The following is a 21,423-nucleotide window of genomic DNA, read 5'->3' on the forward strand; positions in this document are numbered from 1 at the left end:
TGCGGGCACAGATCATGGTGTTTCGCCCACGAAGGATCGCAGCGAGGCCACCGTATGCAGGACTTGGCGAGCTACACGCGACAGGAGCAGTTGCGCGACGGGAGGTCGGTCGAGATCCGGGCACTCCATCCCGAAGACGAGGGCGACATGCTGACCGCACTCGACCACACCAGCGCGCAATCGCTCCAGCGCCGCTTCTTCGTGCAAAAGCGCCATTTCTCCGAGAACGAACGCGCCTTTTTCATGAAGGTCGACTTCGAGAACCACGTGGCACTGGTCGCCTGCGTGGAGGATGCAGGCCGGAGCCTCATCGTCGGCGGCGGCCGCTATATCGTCTCCGCGCCCGGCGAGGCCGAAATGGCTTTCGTCGTGATCGATGCCTGGCAGGGGCGCGGCATCGGCGCGATGCTCGCGCGTCATCTCATCGCCCTCGCGCGCGAGGCCGGGCTGACGGAATTGACGGCGGAAGTGCTGTCGGAGAATGCCGCGATGCGCCGCGTGTTCGCCAAGCTCGGCTTCAAGCCCGCGGCGAAGCTGGACCCGCACACGATTCAGCTGGTGTTGGCGCTCTCCTGATTGCTCTCATTCGTCCAGGACATCGAAAAGGCTCTCGACTTTTGCAAGCGGTCCATCGGATCCATTGTCGGCGTAAACGACCCGATCGCCGTCACGATGCAGCGGTCGCGCCTTTGACTTCGCCTTGGACTTTCGCAGCCGTCCCGGAAGGAATGTCGCAGCGACCGCTTCCGATCCGACATCCAGCCTTATGATCCCTCTTCGCCTGCAATCGATCCTGAGCTTTGCCGCCGCGAAGAAATCGAGCGCCGCCGGCGGCAACTGTCCGAAGCGACGGAGGGTCTCCTCCTCGAGGTCGTCCAGCTCATCCTCGCTTCGGCACCGCGAGGCGCGGGCGTAGATTTCCAGCCGGACCGCCTCCGATTGCACGTAGTCTGCCGGCAACATGTCGGCGATCGGGAGATTGAGATCGGGTACCCACAGGTCGGCCGTCCTGTCGTCGACCTTCTCCGAGGCCAATTTCAGGAGATGGCTGTAGAGCACGGGTCCGAACACCTGCACATGGCCGGACTGCCGCTCCGAGAGCAGATCTCCCGCGCCTCTGAGGTCCAGGTCCCGTGCGCTGATCGCAAAACCCGCACCAGGCCTGCTGAACTCCTCCAGAACCGCGAGCCGCTTCTCGGATCGCGCCGCATCCGACTCGGTCAGCAAATACGCAAACGCGCGTATGCCGCCGCGCCCCACCCTTCCCCTCAGTTGATGGAGTTGCGCAAGGCCGAACCTTTCGGGCCAGCACACCACGATCGTATTTGCGCGCGGGATATCCAGACCGCTCTCCACGATATTGGTCGCGAGCAGAACGTCCGCCTCGCCTTCGACGAAGCTCATCATCCGATCGTCCATTTCGTCCGCGCTCAACCTGCCATGGAGACAGACAATGCGCAGATCCGGGGCCAGCGACTGCACGCGCGCCAGCATCGGATCGAGATCCTGAATCCGCGGGCAGATCAGGAAACTTTGCCCGTGGCGTCTTTGTTCGCGCAGCAACGCCGCGGCGATGGCAGCATCGGAGAGCGGCGCAATTCTCGTGGCGACCGGAAGCCGGTGAGCGGGCGGAGAGGCAATGACGCTGAGATCCCTGAAGCCCGCAAGACCCGCCGCGAGAGTCCGCGGTATCGGCGTGGCACTCATCCAAAGGGTATGGACACCCTTGGCGAGCCCGGAAAGCTTTGCCTTCTCAGCCGCGCCAAAATGCTGCTCCTCGTCGATGATGACCAGGCCGAGATCGCGGAACTTCACGTCCTTCGAGGCAAGAGCCTGGGTCCCGACCACGACCTTCAATCTTCCGCTCTTCAGCCCCTCCTTTGCCACCCTGACTTCCGCGCTCGATGTGGCCCGTGACAAGCTCCCCACTTCGATATCGATGGAAGCAAACCGCTTGCGGAACGTCGCCACATGCTGCCGTGCCAGAACCGTCGTCGGCACCGCGATCGCGACCTGCTTTCCCGACAGCACGACGGCAGCCGCCGCCCGCAAAGCCACCTCGGTCTTGCCGAATCCGACGTCGCCGCAAATGACCCGATCCATCGGATGACCGGACGCAAGATCATCCAGGACATCGCGGATGGCTTTCGCCTGATCGACCGTCGTGAAGAACGGAAAGCGTGCGACGAACCTCTCATAAAGATGGCCCGGCGGGATGAGTTTCGGAGCCCGCCGGCGGCGACGCTGGCCGATATGTTTGGAGAGCTGCCTGCCCGCAATCTGAATTTCGTGCCCCGCCTCTGTACGGCGCGCAAACCATGTACTGCCGTCCGCCTTGTCCAGCGTCAGATCGCCGCGCTCCGATGCGTATGGCCAGATCAATGCCAGGTCCGCGGGCGGAACCAGGACGGCATTGTCGCCCGCAAACAGGAGCCTGACCATTTCTCGCGATGATCCGCCTCCAGTCGCCACGGTCTGCAATCCATCGAGCAAGGCCAGTCCCCGCTGCAGATGAACGACCACTGTCCCCTGCTCCGGTACATCTGCGTGGTCGAAAGCCGCGCTCCAGGTTCTCGCCAAAGGCTGCGCGTGATGCGCCTTGCTGCCGAGCGCGTCCGAAGCCGTAACGACGACAAGAGGTTTACCGTCAGGCACGACAAAGCCGGAGTCGAAGCCGGCGAGAAGCGCCGCTTCTCGATTGCGTCCGGCCGTCGCCTCACGCCAACCCGCAAAGCGCTCCGCCTTGACCCCGCTCATTCGCTCGATCGCGCGCAGGTCATCCTCATGCGCCGCGACAAATACCAGCCGCGAGCCGACGCTTTGCACCTCGTCGACGAATGCGCGGAGCGCCTTTCTCGGCGATGCGGCTTTGGAAAAGTCCGGAACGGTACGGAACGGAGCCTGTCGAGGCAGAACGTCCATGCGCTTGGTCGCATCCTTCCATTCGCGCCGTCCAAGATAGGCGCGCTCCCTGTCCGCGCGACCAGCCGCCTCCTCGATCGTGCTCAGCCAATTGTCGGCGTGATCCGGAACGCCGGCATCCGCAATCCACTTGGCTGGGCCGCAATAGCCGAACAGGGTCGAACGTTTTCCGCGCCCATTTCCGAGCGTGATCCGCTCCGACATCGGGTCGACCAGCAGCTCCTTGGTCTCGAAAACGATGTGATGCTCGACCGGGTCGAATGCCACAATCCGACGTATCATCCGGCCGGAATGCTCTACTCTGAATGGACCGAGGGCTCCGGCGGGAAATATCTCGAATGTCTGGCCGTGAAACAGCACGTCGCCGGCATAGCGGACATCGTCATCGAGCTCGTATCCGAGCGCTTCGAGCCGCGCCCGGAGATCCTTCTCGGAAAACTCGGCGCCCACCCTCAGACGGAGATTCAGCCGAGACCAACTCGCCGGCGCCGGCAGACGCTCCATCACGGCCTCTGCCGTGGCTACGAGCAGGATGGGTTCCTCGGGCTTCGCAAGCCGCCTCAAGACCGAGCTTCGTCGACCCGCGATTTCGTGCGACGGCTCCATTTGATCGAACGGCAGCGTGTCCAGTCTCGGAAGAACCAGGACACCGCACGAGGCGTCGAGGGCATGAATGATGGCCCCAAGCCGCTCCGCCTTGCTTTCGTTTTCAGCCAAGAACACGACGCCTTTGCGCCCCGACTTCTCCCACTGACCAAGCAGATGGAGGCTCAGCATCCCGAGGGGAGATGACGAGGAGATCGCAGTCCGAGGTGATGACTTCTTTCGCGTCGTTGCCGTTCTGGCAACGCGCGCTTTACTGGAACGGCCCAATGGGAACCCATCGCTGATTCGCGACCAGCGAAAGCTGGAGGCAGTGTTTACCTTGCAAAGGCGGGCTCTGCTGCGGGAGCTACGCCTAGGGCTGCCTACATATGCGAATTCGGGGGCGGACGCACGCTTCCAAATGCCCGTTGTGCAAAGTCCCCGGTTCAACGCGCAGACGGGATCAGGGCACGCAGGATGTCCGGCTTCCAGGTTTGACTGGCACTATCGAAGGCAGCGAAATCATGGTCGAACTGCCAGTAGGCCCATGCCCAGCCAAACCGATCGGCGGTTCTCGCCACGAACGACAGGTATCTCTGGCGGCTGTCGGATGGAGCACGCTCGTACACCCCGAACTCGCCGAGATAGATCGGGCGTTTCTCTCTCTCGGCCCAAAGACTCATCTTCCCGAAATCAGCGACGACCTTCGCTTCATCGTCCGGGGCGCCCCAGTCCAGGGGCCCGATCCCCGAAAACGTTCGAGACCATGGCGCGCCCTGATGCGTGAAGCGTATCGGCGCGTAGTAATGAAACGTGACGATGAGGTTTCTGTCGCCGTCCGGCAGAGCCAAGTCGTCGACGGGCATATCATCGGTATTGAGAACTGCGGCAATGACCTTCCGCTCGGGATTGGTGAGGCGGATGATGCCAAGACATTCGTTGAGGAGGGAATTCCAGCTGGCGGACGTCATCTGCCCGCCAGGCTCATTCAAGACCTCAAAGACAAGCGAGGGATATTTCCCGGCATAGCGCGCGGCGACCTGCCTCCAGAATGCCTTGAGCTTCTCAGCGCATCCGGAAACGTCGCGCTGACAAAAATGGGTATCGTGCTCGTCAACGATGGGGATGAGGTGCCTGGCGAGAACTTCCTCGATGACGGCATCAAGCCGCTTCAAGACGGTCTCATCCAGAACGTTGCCGGAATCCATGTACTTGAAGCCGAAGAAATTGATCCTGACGTGCGAGAATCCGGCTATGCGGATTTCCGTCAGGTTGTCCAGGCGAAACGGCGCGTTCTCGCCGCCTTCCCAGAGTCCGTCGTAGCCGAGGATATTGATGCCGCGCCCCAACCCCGCGGCGTCCCGGGAAGCACCCTGCTCGACCCCATGGGCCCCGGAGACAAGTGCTGCGAGGAAAATTGCCGTCGCTGCGAGAGTGAGGCTTCTCGACCAACGAGCGCGGATGACGGTCATCTTGCTTCCAATCATGATGGCGGCAGATTTGCCTGCGACACCGGCCTGCACGTCGCGAAGAAAAACGCCACCAGGAGCAACGACGTGAACATCGTCGAACGAAGAAACATCGTCTCGGTGAAATTGGTCTGAAAGCTGAGGACGACAAATCCGATGATGAGCGCGCAATGAGATCGATTGATCGACCTCGTGGCAATCAGATGGAGAACCTTGTTCGAGAACAGAAAGACGCTGGCGACGAAAAGCAAGTACCCCAGAAATCCCGTCTCCATCAGGATGGCGATGTAGCCGCTGTGATAGTTGTCGAGCACCCAGCCGTGGCTCTGTTCGAAATAATCATAGATCGATGGAACCGTCCAAAAACCGTTGATTCCAAAGCCCAGCAGCGGCGCATCGTCAAAATGGCTGATCGCGTACTGCCAGATGAAGGTCCTCTCGGTAAAATCGATCGTCGAGTCGCCGAGATGGATGGAATCATATCCCGTCGTATAAAAATACAGGATCAGGAAGCCGGCCAGAATGCACATGATGGACGGCAACACCGCATAGATCCGCATGCAGTTGATCGACCACAGCGACGTGGCAAGAAGTGCACCGGCAGCCAAGGCAACAGCACCGGCGCCTCGCGATTCCGACCCGATGACGCAGGTCGAGGCGAGCAAGAATGTAACGAGGAAGGCTGCCCACCCCTGGCCCGTCATCTTTCGATAACAGGCAAAGAACATCAGATACGCGCTGATAAAGCCGAGCGTCTGCTTCGATTCGTAGACGCCTTGCCACTGGCCACCATGCATCCAGCTGTGGTCCAACCCGATATCGGGTACGAAGATCGCACAAAACGCCGATGCGGCAACCAGTATGGAAAACCCCAGGGCTGTCGACTTCACGATCTCGTCCACGTCGATACGCGTGATGAGACAGAACGCACCGAAGGTCGTCATCGCAAGCGCCACGCCCTTCATGATCGCGGCGGCGTTCAAGGTGGTCCAGAGCACGGAGAGGGCGGCGAGACCATAGAATGCGACCAACGCGATCAGGTCGGGGTTGGACTCCAACCGCAGGCGCGGGCGCACGAAGGCGCTTGCATAGATGACGACGCCCCACATCAAGAGCGCAATGGCCTGTTGCAGATAGGTCAGCTCCGCCGGCAGGATCGCGGCATTGAAGGTGCCCATCGATGCAACGACATTGATAGTGATCGACCAGCTGATTGCGAACCTGGCAATCCTCTCCACGCCAACGCTGCGCGTCTTCCAGATCGCGCTCTCGAGTGCCCCGGAATCCACCTGTGTCTGTAGGCTGGCCATGAAATGACCTTCCTGAAGCGCGGTTAATTATTTGCTATCGCGGGTTGGACAAGCTACGTGGCCCCCTCTCGCGACCGCGGGAATTAAGAGTTCGTTAACGTTACGAAATGCCGCGCAATCCCGAACGAAGCGACTGCCAGAGCAGCCCGTAACCGGGTCCGGCCCCGCATGGAAGATATCGCGAGGCTCGGCATCGCTGTGAGACGATGGGCACACCGGCTCAACGCGTTAATGAAAACCGCACCCCGTCGGTGTCTGGACCGGCCGCACCCTGCTATATAAGCACTCGCGGCTTTTCCAAATTGTTTGGTTTCCTTGGTCACGTATGAACAGCAATAGCGACACGTTCGATGTCACCATCGATCACGCGTTCAACTTCCTGTCTCCGGAATACGCGGAGCTGTTTGACAGCTCGGCCGCGACCGCATTCCAGCATCCGTTCTGGCTGGATAGCCTTTATACCAAGCTCGCGGCCCATGCGGGGGCAAAACGGATGGTCGTCGTGGTCCGCCACCGCGCGAGCGGCGCGCTTGCGATGGTGCTGCCCTTGCTCCGGGTTCGGCGCGGCCCGATACGGACCGTCGAATTCGCCGACCTTCGCGTATCCGACTATTTGGCGCCGGTCTGCAGCCCGGACGTATTTTCCCAACTGATCGAGGACGAGACTGCGTGCCGAGAGATCCGGCGCCTCATCCGCCCGTTCGATCTGCTTCGCATGACGAAGCTGCCCGACGGACGGCTTCCGATCGAGAACCTCCTTGCAGCGCCGCGCCGCGTATCGATGGACACGAATGCCTACGCGACCGTTCTCGTCGCTCCATTCGAGCAATGGCGGGCCAGTGCGCTGGATCGCTCCTATCAAAAGGAGCTCGCCAAGAAATATCGCCAACTCCAGAAGAAGGGCGCGTTGAGCTTCTCATGCTGCGACGACAGCGCCTCCGTCCTCGCTGCGCTGGACGTGATGAGGAAATTCCGCGGCCCGCGGTTTCAGGCGCAGGGCGACGGAGACCTGCTTCAGCGTCCCGAGTACTACGGTTTCTATTCCGACGTAGCGCTACGCGGTCTCGGCTCGCTTGTCCGGCTCTATGCCATGAAGATGGACGGCAATCTGATCGCTGCCGTGCTGGGGCTGTGTCATCGCGGCAGTTTCCTCGTCATCATGAGCGCCTTCGACATTGCCGGATACAAGAGCCAGTCCCTTGGCGCGCTGATGTTCGAGCAGGTCGCGCGGGACTGCATCGAGCGCGGGGATCAGATGCTCGATTTCACGATTGGCGACGAGCCGTACAAGAAATTGTTCGGCGGGCAGCCTTCGCCGATGTGGACGGTCGTGCAGGCCGGCAGCACCGCAGGTGCCGTGACCCTGTTCGCGCTGAGGCAGGCCCCGTGGCTCAAACTGGCGGCAAAGCGAATGTCGGAGTTCAGGCTCTTCCCGGCCCGCACCTCAACTCCCGCGCGCTGACCGATGGGCAGGCGCCAACCCGGTTCAGCGCTCAGGCGCGCAGCGCGCTGCGGAAGCCCGCGAGCCAGCCGGGCCGCATTTGATCGACGCGGTGGGAGATATTACGCCGCAGGAAGTGCAGCCGTCGCCGCACATCCCAGCTGATATCGTTGCGGGAGGTCAGCGCCTGGCGGAAGTGCGCCATCTTCAGTGACTGCAGGTCTGCCGCGACCTTGTCGGAATCGGAATAGAACTGCGATATTTTATCCGTGCCCATGCCCGCGGTCTTGAGCCATTGCGGCACATACTCGGTGCAAAGACGCTCGACATCCACCAGCAGACGGGCAACGCCGGTTCCGGCCGCAGGACAGTTGGTCTGGAAGGCATCGCCGATGAGCACGACGCCGGGCTGCAGGTGTCCCTCGACGACGGACAAATCCATCACCCAATTCTGGACCCGGTCCATGACATGGAAATCACCGAGATAGGGCTGCAATCCCGGCAGCAGGCGCAGAAGGGTTGCTTCCGTGTCGCGACGCAGGTCGCGCATGACCGGATCGGTCGGGTCGCGAAACATGAAGAGATTTGCCCGCATACCCGCAGGCACGGGAAACAGGCTGAGATAATCGACGCCGTCGGAGGTCCGCTCGCCGTAACAGGTCAGGGCCTTGAAATCGAACGGCCCACCATTTCGGCGGGCGATCGTGAAGCCGAACGAGACCGAGTGGCGCTCGGCCAATACGCGCCGCCTGATTCCCAGCTTGTATCCGAGAACGCCCGCCATGCCCGTCGCAAGGACGACAAGGCGCGCGCTCACGCGCTGTCCGGAGGCGAGCTCGAGATGTTGGACGTCATCGCTGCAGCTTACCGCCGTAACCTCGTCGACAACCAGACTGGATGGATCGGGGATCTGACCGCGCGCCATGGCAACGAGGTTGGCATAGGGAAGTCCGTAAGCCTGGCCGACGCTGACATCGACCACCTTGCCTTCCCTGATATTGAGCACACGGTCATATAAACAACCGGCATTCTCGAGACCGCGGATGAAGCCCAGCCTGCGGATCATATCGAGCTGCTGGCCGCCGATCTTTTCGACCCGGAACTCCTCCGGATAGACCGCGCGCTTGTCGACCAGGGCGACGCGATGCCCGGCCCGTGCAAGGACAGCCGCCGCGAGCGATCCCGCAAGGCCGCCGCCGACGATAGCGATATCAGCCACGATCGGCTCGGTCACGCTCTTGCTCGTCGTCATGGTCCAGGCTCCCACGGTTAGCGGTGGTTGCACGTGCAATTCTCTCGCCTGATGTCCCATCGCAGGACCAAACGCGATCATTTCCGGATATCGAGGTTAATGAATTGCGGACCTGCCAGGCCTGACAATGTCCCGGCACGCAGCTTGCTGAGGATGAGCTGAAACGCGGTCTCCGTGGCGGAGCAGCCGTTGTTTCCTATCGTGTCAGGTGGTCCGAATTCAATGTTGGCGAGGCATTTCGCGCTCAAACGGCGGCAGGTCAGCCGATATCGGTTCTCATGGAGCGTCTGCGCGGCGCTACATTGCCATTCGGTAATCGCCGGCCATTGCTCGATCTGGCACAGCTGGGACTGATGGTGTTTCACAGTGAAGCAATTGGCGTAGCGCTGAGGTCCGTCACGGCGGACAAGCTCCTGGCGGTCGCAATTAACACTCGCGGTTTGTTGGCATGCTAGGCTGTCCCTGCTATCGCAACGCGCATCGTCGCGGGAGAATTTCCCTGTAACTTCCATGATCGAATCCATTGTCCAGTTCATGCGACGCGATGTGACGCGCGGTGTTGCCGGTACCATCCTCCTGAAGGTCGGCAGCGGTGCGCTTGCGTTTGCATTGTTCTCACTGGCGGCTCGAGCCATGTCGCCGGACGGATTTGGCATCTTTGCAACCTGGCTTTCGATTGCCCAGATCGCATCGGTCGTTGGACTGGTCGGCCAGGAGTCGCTTCTGGTGCGATTCCTGAACGAATATCAGGTGAGAGATCAACACGACCTCACGAAAGGCGTGCTCCTATCAAGCCTGAAGATTTCTGCCGTCGCGATGCTGATCGCAATTGCCGCAATCGCGATGGTGGCGAGCTTGAGAGGCAATTGGTGGCTGCTGATGCTCGCGGTGTCAGCCTACACTGCCGTGAATGCCGCCCTGATGCTCGGCAGTCAGATTGCACGCTCGCTGGTCAGCATTCTCATGGGCGAAGGCAATAGGGAGTTCTTTTGGCGGGTCATCGTGGTGCTGTTTCTGCTCGCCGTGCTCTTCGGTCATCGACAACTCGATCCAACCGAATTGATCGCCGTGATGACAATTGCCATGTCGGTGGGCCTGATCGCGCAAATCATCGCGATCGTGCGGGCTCTGCCGCATTTGCGCGGCGTGTCCGCGCGCTCCGAGACATCCCGCTGGAGATCGAGCGCGCTTCATTTCTGGGTCGCGTCCATCCTTGAAGCCGCAAACCAGTACTTCGACGTCATTCTGGTCTACTGGATGCTGGATCCGACGACTGCCGGAATCTATTTTGCCGCGTCGCGTCTGGCCAACATCTTCGCCATGCTGTCGGCCGCACTGTATAGTTTCGGGGCGCGCCGGCTTCCCTCGCTGTACTTCAGCAAGAATCATGAGGAATTCGAGCGAACGCTGCAGCTCATGGCGGAGGTGACTGCGCTTTGCGTGGTGAGCGGGCTCGTCATCATCTGGCTTGGCGCCCCCTATCTTCTCAACCTGTTCGGGCCGCATTTCGCCGCGCAGCACTGGGTGCTGATCGTGCTCGCGATCGGAACGGCGTTTCAAGCGGCGGGCGGTCCGGCTGCTGCGATATTGCAGCTGACCGGCCATGAGCGTCAGTATGTCCCCGTGGTTGCCGCGAACGTGGCGATGCGGCTGGTCGGATTTCTCGTCCTCATCCCCTGGCTCGGCGTGCTTGGCGCAGCGATTTCGGCCACCGTGTCGCTGGCGCTTGCGACCATCGCCCTCAACATCCTCTGTCGACGGCGAACCGGAGTTGATCCTTCAATTCTCGTGCTTTCGCGCTTCTCGAGATCGAAACGCGGCTCTTATACGGTCCGTGTGGCTGACACGAGCGACTAGGCCTCTACTCAATCGGCGGCATGATTGCCCGGCCCGGCAACACGTTGTTGAATGACGATCAACCAACCAGGCCCAATGCTGCGCCCTGGCGTTGAGGAGCCGGCGAACCGTTCGGCACACGATTGACGACCAGTCCGGTCGGCACGCCGCCGAACCGCGCGAGCGCAGCCGTAGCCCTGCGCATTGCCGCCGAATCGACTGCGTCTTCGCGAACCACGAGGATGACCAGATCGGCGTGCGCGGCCAGAGCCGTCGCCTCGGGTTGCAGGGCAAGCGACGTCGCATGGACGACGATCAGATCGAACTCAGAGCGAATATCGTCCGCGGGCAACGGCTCGGAACTCCTGCTCGCGCCCAGAAGCACGTCGACGCTGCGAAAGCTCGCCATGGACGCGCCCTCCGCCTGCCCCTTCGGCGCCTCCGCGGCACCGCCGAGATCCGGTTGCACCTGGATCAGAACGCTCAACTTTCCCTGGTTCACCGCCCACCGGTTCAGCGACCGCGCGACGGTGTTGCCGCCGGCCCCCTTCCCGACCGACATGACGAGCGCGACCTTGCCCCGAGGTCCCGGCAGCTTCTCCAGCCTGTCGAGCAGCGGACGCAGATGGAGGCTGAGATCAAGTTCAGCCGTCGCGGACACCGGGCCTTGCCAGACGTTTCTGGTTGCCCCTCCGGGCATCAGGTCGGGAATCCGGGCCCATACGGGCGGACGCGGCCACACGGCGGGCTGGGGCACGGCCGGCTCCGGATCGCGAACCTCTTGAACGGACTTGCCCGGTCCGCGCGCCGTGGCGGCAACGACCGCCGTCGATGTCAGCAGCGAGCCGATCGCGAGGGCAGCGAGCAGCAGAGGCAGCGGTGGAAGGGTCGAGCGAAGCGGCGGAATGGCGGGCGAGGCAACCTTGGTCTGGGAGCTCTGCAGAAGGCGCTGCTCATTGGTCGTCTTGGACCGCGAGAGAAACTGCTCGTAGATGTTTCTGTTGGCCTCGGCGTCGCGCTGCAGCTCCTGCAGCCGGACGAGAGCCTGACCGTCGATCAGCAGCTGCGATTCAGCCGCCTTCATCTGGCCTTCCAGAGCCTTCTGTTGGTCGCGCTGGGCCTCATATTCCGACTTTGCAGTCTCGATGGCTTTCGTCCGCTCCACCTCGATCTGCCGGTTGAGATCATTCAGCTGGCTGTACGAAATGACGAGGTCGGGATGGCGGTCGCCGAAGACCGCCCGCTTTTGCGCAATCTGATCGTTGAGCGCCGACCGCTGGGCGCGCAGAACGTTCAGAAGGTCCTGCTTGACGGGTCCTTCGACGTTCGCCTTCAGGTCGCGTTGGGCCTGCTCGTAGCGGGCTCTCGCCTCTTCGGTACGGGCGCGAGCCGCGGTAACTTGCTGCGACAGCTCGGTCACGCGCAACTGCTGGGTCGTGGCGTCCTTGCCGGCATTGACGATCCTGTGCTCGAGCTTGAATGCAGCAACGGCATCCTCCGAAGCTCTCAGCCGGTCGTTCAATGTCTTCAGCCGGCCACTGAGCCAGTCGGCCGCCTCGTCGGTGGCCTCGGTGCGGATGCGACCCTGGCTGGCGACAAACGCCTCGGCTATGGCATTGGCATAGTAAGCAGCCCGCTCCGGGCGGTTCGAGGTGAACCGTATGGCGATGACGTAAGTCAGCCCGCGACGGGAAATATCGAGACGATTGCGAAATCTCTCGAGCAGGCGTGTGGCGTCGGTGTGACCCCCGGAGATGTCTTCATCGTCCCGAACCTTGAGCTGCTCGATCAGCGGCCGGAGAAAGCCATCGGACTTGGCGACTTCAACCAGGCTCTGCAGCGCGGCGCTATCCTGCCCAATGCCCGGCAGAACGTCCTGCTCCGTGGTCACGCGTTGCTCGCGGGGATCGACAACGACCAGCGCGGTCGCCGCAAATCGAGCCGGGATCACCAAGAGAACGATAACGCCGACGGCGAAGATGGCGGCCGCGAGCGTCAAAATGCGGCGGAGGTTTTCCCGAACGAAGGAGAGCGCACCCGCGGCGGTGAGCGCGATCGTTTCGCGCGCCCCGCCGTTCGGCAAATTTTTAGCCTGCCACGACGCGGAATCACCGGTCGATCCGGAACTCGTCGGGTCTGCTCGGCGACCGAACGTCATGGATTTACTCGAATTCAACTGGCGAACACTGTTCAGTGGCCTGCCCCAACGTAAATATCTATGGTTAATCGGCAGTTACCCGCTCTCCAAATGACCGTAACCAATTGGTTAACGAGCTCGCTGCGCCCGGTGCGGGAAACCAACGGAATTCCCGCATGAGCGACGCTCGATCGTGCAGCCTGCGCATTAACTCCGTTCGGCGCAAATCGATGTCCGAATGTGTCTCGCGTGATAGGTACGTCCACGAGAAAAAATCCGTCAATGGGTAGAAATCCGTGCTCCGTTATCAGCCAAGCACAGAATTGCGCGAGGCACCGATGCGGTCGTCGACCGCGCCAGCCGCGCGACCAGACTTAAGCAAGCCAAAGCCGCACGTTCTTCTCGTGCAGACTCAGGCCGAGAACGCAGGTGCGCAGGAGATCACCAGGCTGCTGGGTGCGGGCCTGACCGCACGCGGCTATCGGGTCTCCAATCTGTTCTTCTTCCGCAAATCGGACTCCTTCGACGAGCCGCCCAACACGTTCTACTGCGCCTCGAGCCGACCGGGAAATCCGCTCGCGCTGCTACGCATGCTGTGGACGCTCGGCCGCCATGTCAGGACCACCAGGCCCGACGCGGTTCTGACCTTTCAGCACTTCGGCAACGTCATCGGCGGCGGCGTGTCGCGCCTCGTCAGCCGCGCACCGGTTGTCGCCAATCAGGTCTCGTCCGCGCTGTCGATGAGCTGGCCGGTCCGCACGGCCGACATTGTCATGGGCAGCCTCGGCGTTTTCGACTGCATCACGCTGAACTCGCAGGACATGCAACGGGAGTACTCGCGCTATCCCGCCGCCTATCGATCGCGCATGATTCACGTCCCGCACGGCTTCGACGACAAGTCGCTCGCCCTGCCGAAGGAAGCTGCGCGAGGACAATTCAATCTGCCGCACGATCGCGTGCTGCTCGGCTGCGCGGCCAGGCTGCACCCGCACAAGCGGCTTGACGCGGCGATACGTCTTTTGCCGGGTGAACCGTCCTGGCACCTTGCGCTGGCCGGCCAGGGGGCCGACGAAGCGCGGCTAAGGCAGTTGGCGGATGAGCTGAAAGTGTCCGACCGATTACATCTGGTCGGCGAAATTCCCCCGTGGCGAATGGCGGACTTTCTCGCTTGTCTGGACGTGTTCGTATTTCCGACGCAAGCCGAAACCTTCGGTCTGGCTGCGGTCGAAGCCGCGAACGCCGGTGTTCCCTCCGTCGTCAGTGATCTTCCCGTCTTGCGCGAGGTGCTGTCTTTCGAGGGAAGGCCCACGGCACTCTTCGTCGATGCCTCCGATCCTGCGAAACTGTCGGCGGCCGTCTCCACAATTCTAACAGACCAGGCCCTGAGCGACGAACTGCGGCAAAACGCTAAAGGCCTGAAGTCGCGCTATTCGGTCGATGCCATGGTGGAGGAATACATTCAAATTCTCAGCCGGGCCATTTGAGCCGGCGCGTTGGAGTAGAGTGGCTCGACATGATCATCGAGTTTCGCTGCGAACGTGAACATGCCCGGCAGTGGATGTGCCGCGAGACATTATCGATCGACGGCCGGGACGTTCCGGTTCAGATCGTGTGGACCGCAACGGCAGAGCAGCGGCCTGCCGGTCTCGACGCGCTGTTCGAACTCGAACGCATGGTCTTGCGCAGGGGCAAACAGGGCGGCGCCGATCGACTGAAGATCATTTCGGAACCGACGCAGGCTCGCACCGGAGCGGCCGACGTGATTGTCGATTTTACACGCAACCCGCGGCATCCGGACTGTTCTGCCCGGCTGTATCTCCGTCCGTTCTTCAATGGAGCTGCAGGCGAGAACGCCGCACTGACCGCCATCCTCGCGGGCGACCTGCCGGTCATCGAAATCGTCAACGAGCTCGACGGTTCGGTGCTCGATCGCGGCCATCCCTCCGGAGAGATTGCGGCTGGCTTGAGTGGTGCGCTCGAAACGGTCATGGCGCGAACCCTGACCATGGTGACGGCCATCCTGTCGGGAAGGCCGCGAATTCTGCCGCAAATCGCGCGTCCTGCCGGAGACGGCATGCGCCGGCGGCCCGGCGAATACGTTGTGCGTGGCCTCGCCGTATCGATCGCCAAGGAGATCTATCGTCTCTGCTGCTATGCCCCGCATTGGCACGTCGGCTGGCGCCACAATGGGAGCGCAGGCGTCTGGGAGACCGGAGATCTGTCCGGGCCAGGCTGGAACGTGCTTGCAGATCCGGGACATCGCTTCTACGCCGACCCCTTTCCCATCACGTGGCAGGGACGAACGTTCGTCTTCTTTGAAGACCTCGATCACCGGGTCGGAAAAGGGATCATTTCCGCGATCGAGTTCGGCGACGCCGGGCCGGTCGGAGAGGTCGTGCCCGTACTGGAGGAGCCCTGGCACCTGTCCTATCCGTTCCTGATCGAGGACGGTGGCGAGTTATGGATGATCCCGGAGAGCTCCACACACGGGGACGTCGCGCTCTACAAATGCGTGCGCTTTCCCGACAAATGGGAGCGACACGCGACGCTCTTGTCAGGCCTTGAACTGGCCGACGTGACGATCACACGGCACAACGGCATGAATTATCTGTTCGGAGCCTGGCGCGACGGAACCGGCGGTTATTCGGATTCGCTCGCGATCTTCTACGCCGAACACCTGCTCGGCCCCTGGTTGCCCCACGCCAGCAACCCGGTTCTGATCGATCGCGCAAGCGCGCGGCCGGCGGGGAATTTCGTCACCATCAATGAACGATTGTGGCGACCGGTCCAGGACTGTGCCGACGGATATGGCGCAGGGCTCGGGCTGGCGGAAGTCGTCGAACTGTCGTCGACGACATTCAGGCAGATCGTTCGCCACTCTCTGAGACCCGGGCCGGCTTGGCCGGGAAGGAAGTTGCACACCCTGAACCGCTGCGGCCAACTCGAGGTGATCGACGGATCGCGTGTTCAACCCAAGGTCCAAGCTTTCGCAAGCCAATCTCCGTCGGCCGGTTTCGCGGGAGAGCGGACGCAGCGGGCCGGCACCCGGGCCAGCTCCGCCGGGACTTCAGGTCGACCGATGAACTAGTAGTTCGTCGCGGACTTCTCGTTGGGAATGCCTTCGATCGGGCATTCAGCGGTTCCCACGGTCGAGCGGGTCATTGCCTCGACCATATCCCGCGTGCCTTCGGGGTCGGCGATCCATTTCGAATAGAAATCATAGGGACAGGCCGCCAGGCCCTTCGCGCTCTCGCCGGAATTGATCATGCCGGTGTAGCCGCGATGCAGGAGCTTGAAGAGATGGTTCTGCGACTGGTTGTTGCGGCGCGCATCGCGGATCAAGCTCTTCGACAGGCCGGCGTACTGGATGCCGTATTCCTCCTCGCCGGTCTCGCCCAGGGTGCGACCATCGAAGCCGATGATCGCAGAGTGGCCGAAATACGAGTACACGCCGTCGAAGCCCGCGGCATTGGCAACCGCGACATAGACGTTGTTGGCCCAGGCCATCGCCTTGGAGATCAACACTTGCTGCTCCTTGGCCGGATACATGTAGCCCTGACAGCGCACGATCAACTCGGCGCCCTTCATGGCGCAGTCGCGCCAGATCTCAGGGAAGTTGCCGTCGTCGCAGATGATCAGGCTGACCTTCAGGCCCTTCGGGCCGTCGGAGACGTAGGTGCAGTTGCCGGGATACCAGCCTTCAATCGGCACCCACGGCATGATCTTGCGGTACTTCTGAACGATCTCGCCCTTGTCGTTCATCAGGATCAAGGTGTTGTAGGGTGCCTTGTGCGGATGCTCCTCATGGCGCTCGCCGGTGAGCGAGAACACGCCCCATACCTTGGCTTTGCGGCAGGCCGCGGCGAAGATCTCGGTCTCGGCGCCCGGCACCTGCGAGGCGGTGTCGTACATCTCCTTGGAGTCGTACATGATGCCGTGGGTGGAATATTCCGGGAAGATCACGAGATCCATGCCTGGCAGGCCGAGCTTCATGCCGACGATCATGTCGGCGATCTTGCGAGCATTGTCGAGCACCTCGGCCCTGGTGTGCAGCCGCGGCATCTTGTAATTGACGACTGCGACGCCGACCGTGTCGTTGCTGGAAGAAATGTCACCATGAAGCATTTGAAACGCCCTTCTAGTCTGGTTTGAATTTGCCGCCGTCAAACGGCCACGTGCGTCAGTGGCTGATCATCCAGGGTCGCGCGGTCGGGAAACCCTTCGCGCCGCTCTTGCTCTTCGTCACCAGCCGTGCCGGCTTCCTGCCGGAGCAGCAGCCGCAGCCGGCACCGTGCGAGGCCTTGTGCTGATCAAGCGTCTTCGGCGCGTGCTTGCTGCGCTCGTTGGTGGCGTGGGCCTTGCGCCTGTCCGCGGGCATGCACGAGAACGCCGGCGCAGTCAGGATCACGCGCGGCGATTCATGCTCGCATTTCGGGCATTCCCGCGGGTCGTCGCATTCGGCCATCGGCCGCATGTCGGTGAACGGGCCGCAATCGTTGCAGAGATATTCATAGACGGGCATGTCTGGTCCTTGCGCGATGGTTGAGGGGTGACGGATGCGGGGCGGCAGATGCGCCGTCCCGCACCCTTCACGCAGGGATCACTTGTCCGGCGAGATCGGCATCTGGATGTCGCCTTTGATATGTTTCACCGGGCCGGCCGACGACGGCATGATGTCGAAGTCGAATATCTCGGTCGGCAGCCACAGCGTGGCGCAGGCATTCGGCACGTCGACGACGCCCGAGATATGGCCCTGGCACGGTGCGGTGCCGAGGATCGAATAGGCCTGGGCGCCGGAGTAGCCGAACTTCTTGAGATACTCGATCGCGTTCAGGCAGGCCTGGCGATAGGCGATGTGGACATCGAGGTAATGCTGCTTGCCCGCCTCATCGACCGAGATGCCCTCGAAGATCAGGTAGTCCTTGTAGTTCGGCGTGATCGGCGACGGCTTGAACACGGGGTTCTTGATGCCGTATTTCGCCACGCCATCCTTGATGACATCGACCTTCAGATGCAGCCAGCCGGCCATTTCGATCGCGCCGCAGAAGGTGATCTCGCCGTCGCCCTGGCTGAAGTGCAGATCGCCCATCGAGAGGCCGCCGCCCGGCACGTAGACCGGGAAGTAGATCTTTGAGCCGCGCGAGAGGTCCTTGATGTCGCAATTGCCGCCATGCTCGCGCGGCGGCACGGTACGCGCGCCTTCGAGGCCAACCCTGGCTTTCGCATCACCCTTGGCTTGCCCGGCATGCGCAGTCGGCGCAAACGGCGGATTGGCGAGGCCAGGCACGCGGGTGGGATTGGTCGCGATCAGCTCGGCTTCGCGCGCGTTCCAGCTCGCCAGCAGCTTCGGATCGGGCAGACAGCCGATCAGACCGGGATGGATCAGACCCGCAAAATTCACGCCGGGCACGTGGCGCGACGAGGTGTAGAGGCCCTTGATGTCCCAGATCGACTTTTGCGCCAGCGGAAAATGATCGGTCAGGAAGCCACCGCCATTCTGCTTGGAGAAGAAGCCGTTGAAGCCCCACAGGCTCTCCTTCAGCGGACCGACATCAAGCAGATCGACCACCAGCAAATCGCCCGGCTCTGCGCCCTTGACGCCGATCGGGCCGGACAGGAAGTGCACGATCGAGAGGTCGATGTCGCGCACGTCGTCGGCGGAATCGTTGTTCTTGATGAAGCCGCCGGTCCAGTCGTAGGTCTCGATGATGAAGTCGTCGCCCGGATCAACCCACGCCACGATCGGAATGTCGGGGTGCCAGCGGTTGTGGACCTTGTCGTTTTCGTAGGCCGACTTGGTGAGATCGACCTTGATCAGTGTCTCTGGCATCGAGATGCTCCCCTTGGTTTACTGGTTAGACGGACAGGAATTTCGAGATCTGCGCGGCATCGACGCTGTCGCGCGGATCGTCACGCACGATCTCGCCGTTCTCGATCACGAGCACGCGGTCGGCAATGTCGAGCGCGAAGCTCAAGACCTGCTCGGACACGACAATCGACAGCCCGCGCTGGTCGCGGATGCGCTTCAGGGTTTTCGCCATGTCCTTGATGATCGACGGCTGGATGCCTTCGGTCGGCTCGTCCAGCAACAGCACCTTCGGCCTGGTGGCGAGCGCGCGTGCGATCGCCAATTGCTGCTGCTGCCCGCCCGAGAGATTGCCGCCACGGCGGCCCTTCATCTCCAGCAGCACCGGAAACAGTTCGTAGATGTCATCCGGCACTTCCGAGCCGCCGGACACGACGAGACCGGTCTCGATGTTCTCCTTCACCGTCATGGTCGAGAAGATCATGCGCCCCTGCGGCACATACGCGAGACCCTTGGCGACGCGGTCGTAGCTCGGGAGCGCACCGAGCTCGTCGCCGTCCATGGTCACCGAACCGCTCTTGATCGGCACGATCCCCATCAACGACTTCATCAGCGTGGTCTTGCCCATGCCGTTGCGGCCCATGATCGCGACGATCTCGTTGGGCGCGACAGAGACGTTGAGGCCATGCAAGACCTCACTCTGGCCGTAAGCAACATGGAGATCATTGATAGCCAACATGAACGTGCTCCTTAATGGCCGAGGTAGACTTCGATCACCTTAGGATCGTTCTTGACGTGGTCCATGGTGCCCTCGGAGAGGATCTGGCCCTGGTGCAGCACCGTGACCTTGTGGGCGATGTCCTCGACGAATTTCATGTCGTGCTCGATCACCAGCACCGAGCGGTCCTTGATGATGCGGTTGAGCAGCTCGGCGGTCTTGGTGCGCTCGCTGACGCTCATGCCTGCGACGGGCTCGTCCAGCATCAGCAGATCCGGATCCTGGATCAGCAGCATGCCGATCTCGAGCCACTGCTTCTGACCATGGCTGAGCAGGGCTGCGCTCATGCCGAGGTGATCTTTGAGGAAGATCATCTCGGCGACCTCGTGGACGCGGTCGCGCACGGTGGCGTCGCGCGTGAACGTCAGTGCGCCGAACACGGTGCGGCCCCGCGGAAAGGAGATCTCGAGATTCTCGAACACCGTGAGGTCGTCGTAGATCGACGGCGTCTGGAACTTGCGGCCGACGCCGGCCTTCACGATCTGGTTCTCCTTCAGCTTGGTCAGATCCTTGCCGCGAAACTCGATCGAGCCTGACGTCGCCTTGGTCTTCCCGCAGATCAGGTCGAGCACGGTGGTCTTGCCGGCGCCGTTCGGGCCGATGATGACGCGGATCTCGTTTTCCTCGACATAGAAGGAGAGATCGTTGACCGCCTTGAAGCCGTCGAAGGATACGGTGAGACCTTCGACCGAAAGCAGGAAGGGCTTTGGCTGATGACCGATGAGCATGATGTCCTCCTCACTCTGCCGGCGCGCCGTCTGCGACCGAATCGTCGGTCCAGCCGGCGCCGGACTTCGGCTTGCGCGAGGCGATCAACCGGTCGATCCGCGGCTGGACGTAGTCCCCCCAGATGCCGGCGAGGCCGTTCGGGAAGGCGAGCACCACGGCGATGAACAATCCGCCGAGGCCGAACAACCAGAGCTCGGGAAAGGACTCGGACAGACTGGTCTTGGCGAAGTTGACGAGGATCGTTCCGTAGACCGCACCCAGGATCGAGAGCCGGCCGCCGACCGCGGTATAGATCACCATCTCGATCGACGGCACGATGCCGACGAAGGACGGTGACATGAAACCGACATTGAGCGCGAACATGGCGCCGCCGATCGCGGCGAAGATCGCGGCGATGCAGAAGGCGAAGATCTTGAAGTTGGCGACGCTGTAGCCGGAGAAGCGAACCCGGTCTTCCTGGTCGCGCATCGCCACCAGGATGCGGCCGAGCTTCGAGTGCCGGACGAACTGCGCGACGAAGATGCAGGCGAACAGCAGGCCGACCTCGAAGAAATACAGCACGATCTTGGCGTGGTCCGGACGGATGTCCCAGCCCTTCAGCGTGCGCAGATCGGTCATGCCGTTGATGCCGCCGGTGTAACCCTGCTGGCCGACGATCAGGATGGTCAGGATCGCGGCGACCGCCTGCGTGATGATCGCGAAATAGGTGCCGCCGACGCGGCGCTTGAACATCGCGGCGCCGATGATCAGGGCAAAGATGCCCGGCACCAGCATGACGGCGGCGACGGTGAAGGTCAGGCTGTGGAAAGGCTTCCAGAAGAACGGCAGCGCGGTGATCTGATTCCAGTCCATGAAATCGGGAATGCCCGGCGTCGACTGGATCTTGGTGTTCTCGACGCTCGAGGCTTCGAGCTTGAGGAACATCGCCATGCAGTAGCCGCCGAGGCCGAAGAACACGCCCTGCCCCAGGCTCAGGATGCCGCCGTAGCCCCAGCAGATCACCAGCCCCAGCGCCACGAAAGCGTAGGTGAGATATTTGGCGACCAGATTGAGCCTGAAGACATCGAGGCAGAGCGGCAGGATCACGACCAGAAAGACCGCGAGCACCAGGATGCCGATCAGCTCCGAACGCGTGGTAAAGCGACTGTCGTTCATGGT

Annotated in this window: 18 protein-coding genes; 6 read left to right on the forward strand and 12 right to left on the reverse strand. The window is 61.9% G+C overall.

Going from position 1 to position 21,423, the window contains the following annotated elements:
* Positions 1-54 precede the first annotated feature (54 nt).
* Complete coding sequence (locus K289_RS0109060) at positions 55-576, forward strand: GNAT family N-acetyltransferase (protein WP_027551212.1); 522 nt, start codon at positions 55-57, stop codon at positions 574-576.
* Positions 577-582: 6 nt separating this feature from the next.
* Here the strand turns inward: K289_RS0109060 and K289_RS0109065 are convergent, their stop codons facing one another.
* The 3 genes from K289_RS0109065 to K289_RS0109075 form a co-directional block, all read right to left on the reverse strand.
* On the reverse strand, positions 583-3,699 hold the full coding sequence (locus tag K289_RS0109065; RefSeq protein ID WP_027551213.1) for a DEAD/DEAH box helicase: 3,117 nt from the start codon (positions 3,697-3,699) through the stop codon (positions 583-585).
* A gap of 254 nt (positions 3,700-3,953) precedes the next feature.
* Positions 3,954-4,979: a glycoside hydrolase family 5 protein gene (locus tag K289_RS0109070; protein WP_035684363.1), complete on the reverse strand. Its 1,026-nt coding sequence runs from the start codon at positions 4,977-4,979 to the stop codon at positions 3,954-3,956.
* 11 nt (positions 4,980-4,990) lie between these two features.
* Positions 4,991-6,085 carry an O-antigen ligase gene (locus K289_RS0109075; protein WP_245283876.1) on the reverse strand — a complete coding sequence of 365 codons (1,095 nt, stop codon included), beginning with the start codon at positions 6,083-6,085 and terminating at the stop codon, positions 4,991-4,993.
* A gap of 55 nt (positions 6,086-6,140) precedes the next feature.
* On the opposite strand from K289_RS0109075, the gene K289_RS52205 reads away from it, so the two are divergent.
* A complete protein-coding gene (locus K289_RS52205; RefSeq protein ID WP_245283877.1) occupies positions 6,141-6,293 on the forward strand; it encodes a hypothetical protein in 153 nt (50 codons plus the stop codon).
* A 318-nt stretch (positions 6,294-6,611) separates the two neighbouring features.
* On the forward strand, positions 6,612-7,748 hold the full coding sequence (locus K289_RS0109080; RefSeq protein ID WP_027551216.1) for a GNAT family N-acetyltransferase: 1,137 nt from the start codon (positions 6,612-6,614) through the stop codon (positions 7,746-7,748).
* 31 nt (positions 7,749-7,779) lie between these two features.
* Here the strand turns inward: K289_RS0109080 and K289_RS0109085 are convergent, their stop codons facing one another.
* Positions 7,780-8,979, reverse strand: coding sequence for an NAD(P)/FAD-dependent oxidoreductase (locus K289_RS0109085; RefSeq protein WP_027551217.1), 1,200 nt, complete (start codon positions 8,977-8,979; stop codon positions 7,780-7,782).
* A gap of 77 nt (positions 8,980-9,056) precedes the next feature.
* Positions 9,057-9,503, reverse strand: a complete 447-nt coding sequence (locus tag K289_RS0109090) for a hypothetical protein (protein ID WP_156917883.1) — start codon at positions 9,501-9,503, stop codon at positions 9,057-9,059.
* Between K289_RS0109090 and K289_RS0109095 the strand changes: the two genes are divergently transcribed.
* Positions 9,490-10,836 carry a lipopolysaccharide biosynthesis protein gene (locus K289_RS0109095; protein ID WP_027551219.1) on the forward strand — a complete coding sequence of 449 codons (1,347 nt, stop codon included), beginning with the start codon at positions 9,490-9,492 and terminating at the stop codon, positions 10,834-10,836. The genes K289_RS0109090 and K289_RS0109095 overlap by 14 nt on opposite strands.
* A gap of 58 nt (positions 10,837-10,894) precedes the next feature.
* Here the strand turns inward: K289_RS0109095 and K289_RS0109100 are convergent, their stop codons facing one another.
* Positions 10,895-12,973, reverse strand: a complete 2,079-nt coding sequence (locus K289_RS0109100; protein WP_027551220.1) for an exopolysaccharide transport family protein — start codon at positions 12,971-12,973, stop codon at positions 10,895-10,897.
* Between the two features lie 275 nt (positions 12,974-13,248).
* Between K289_RS0109100 and K289_RS0109105 the strand changes: the two genes are divergently transcribed.
* Positions 13,249-14,436: a glycosyltransferase family 4 protein gene (locus K289_RS0109105; protein WP_027551221.1), complete on the forward strand. Its 1,188-nt coding sequence runs from the start codon at positions 13,249-13,251 to the stop codon at positions 14,434-14,436.
* A 29-nt stretch (positions 14,437-14,465) separates the two neighbouring features.
* A complete protein-coding gene (locus K289_RS44110) occupies positions 14,466-16,040 on the forward strand; it encodes a hypothetical protein (protein WP_051310527.1) in 1,575 nt (524 codons plus the stop codon).
* Here K289_RS44110 and K289_RS0109115 read toward each other — a convergent pair.
* The 6 genes from K289_RS0109115 to urtC form a co-directional block, all read right to left on the reverse strand.
* Positions 16,037-17,077 carry an aliphatic amidase gene (locus K289_RS0109115; RefSeq protein ID WP_027551222.1) on the reverse strand — a complete coding sequence of 347 codons (1,041 nt, stop codon included), beginning with the start codon at positions 17,075-17,077 and terminating at the stop codon, positions 16,037-16,039. The two genes, K289_RS44110 and K289_RS0109115, sit on opposite strands and share 4 nt — an antisense overlap.
* 55 nt (positions 17,078-17,132) lie before the next feature.
* Positions 17,133-17,474 (reverse strand): zinc ribbon domain-containing protein, encoded by a 342-nt coding sequence (locus K289_RS0109120; RefSeq protein ID WP_027551223.1) that lies wholly within the window; start codon positions 17,472-17,474, stop codon positions 17,133-17,135.
* A gap of 78 nt (positions 17,475-17,552) precedes the next feature.
* A complete protein-coding gene (fmdA, locus tag K289_RS0109125; RefSeq protein WP_027551224.1) occupies positions 17,553-18,782 on the reverse strand; it encodes a formamidase in 1,230 nt (409 codons plus the stop codon).
* Between the two features lie 25 nt (positions 18,783-18,807).
* Entirely contained in the window at positions 18,808-19,497 is a 690-nt protein-coding gene (gene urtE, locus K289_RS0109130; RefSeq protein WP_027551225.1) for an urea ABC transporter ATP-binding subunit UrtE, read from the reverse strand.
* A gap of 11 nt (positions 19,498-19,508) precedes the next feature.
* Positions 19,509-20,264 (reverse strand): urea ABC transporter ATP-binding protein UrtD, encoded by a 756-nt coding sequence (urtD, locus tag K289_RS0109135; protein ID WP_027551226.1) that lies wholly within the window; start codon positions 20,262-20,264, stop codon positions 19,509-19,511.
* A 10-nt stretch (positions 20,265-20,274) separates the two neighbouring features.
* A complete protein-coding gene (gene urtC / locus K289_RS0109140; RefSeq protein ID WP_027551227.1) occupies positions 20,275-21,420 on the reverse strand; it encodes an urea ABC transporter permease subunit UrtC in 1,146 nt (381 codons plus the stop codon).
* Between the last annotated feature and the right edge of the window lie 3 nt (positions 21,421-21,423).

The sequence above is a fragment of the Bradyrhizobium sp. Cp5.3 genome (genome assembly GCF_000426265.1).
In the GTDB taxonomy this organism is placed as follows: domain Bacteria; phylum Pseudomonadota; class Alphaproteobacteria; order Rhizobiales; family Xanthobacteraceae; genus Bradyrhizobium; species Bradyrhizobium neotropicale.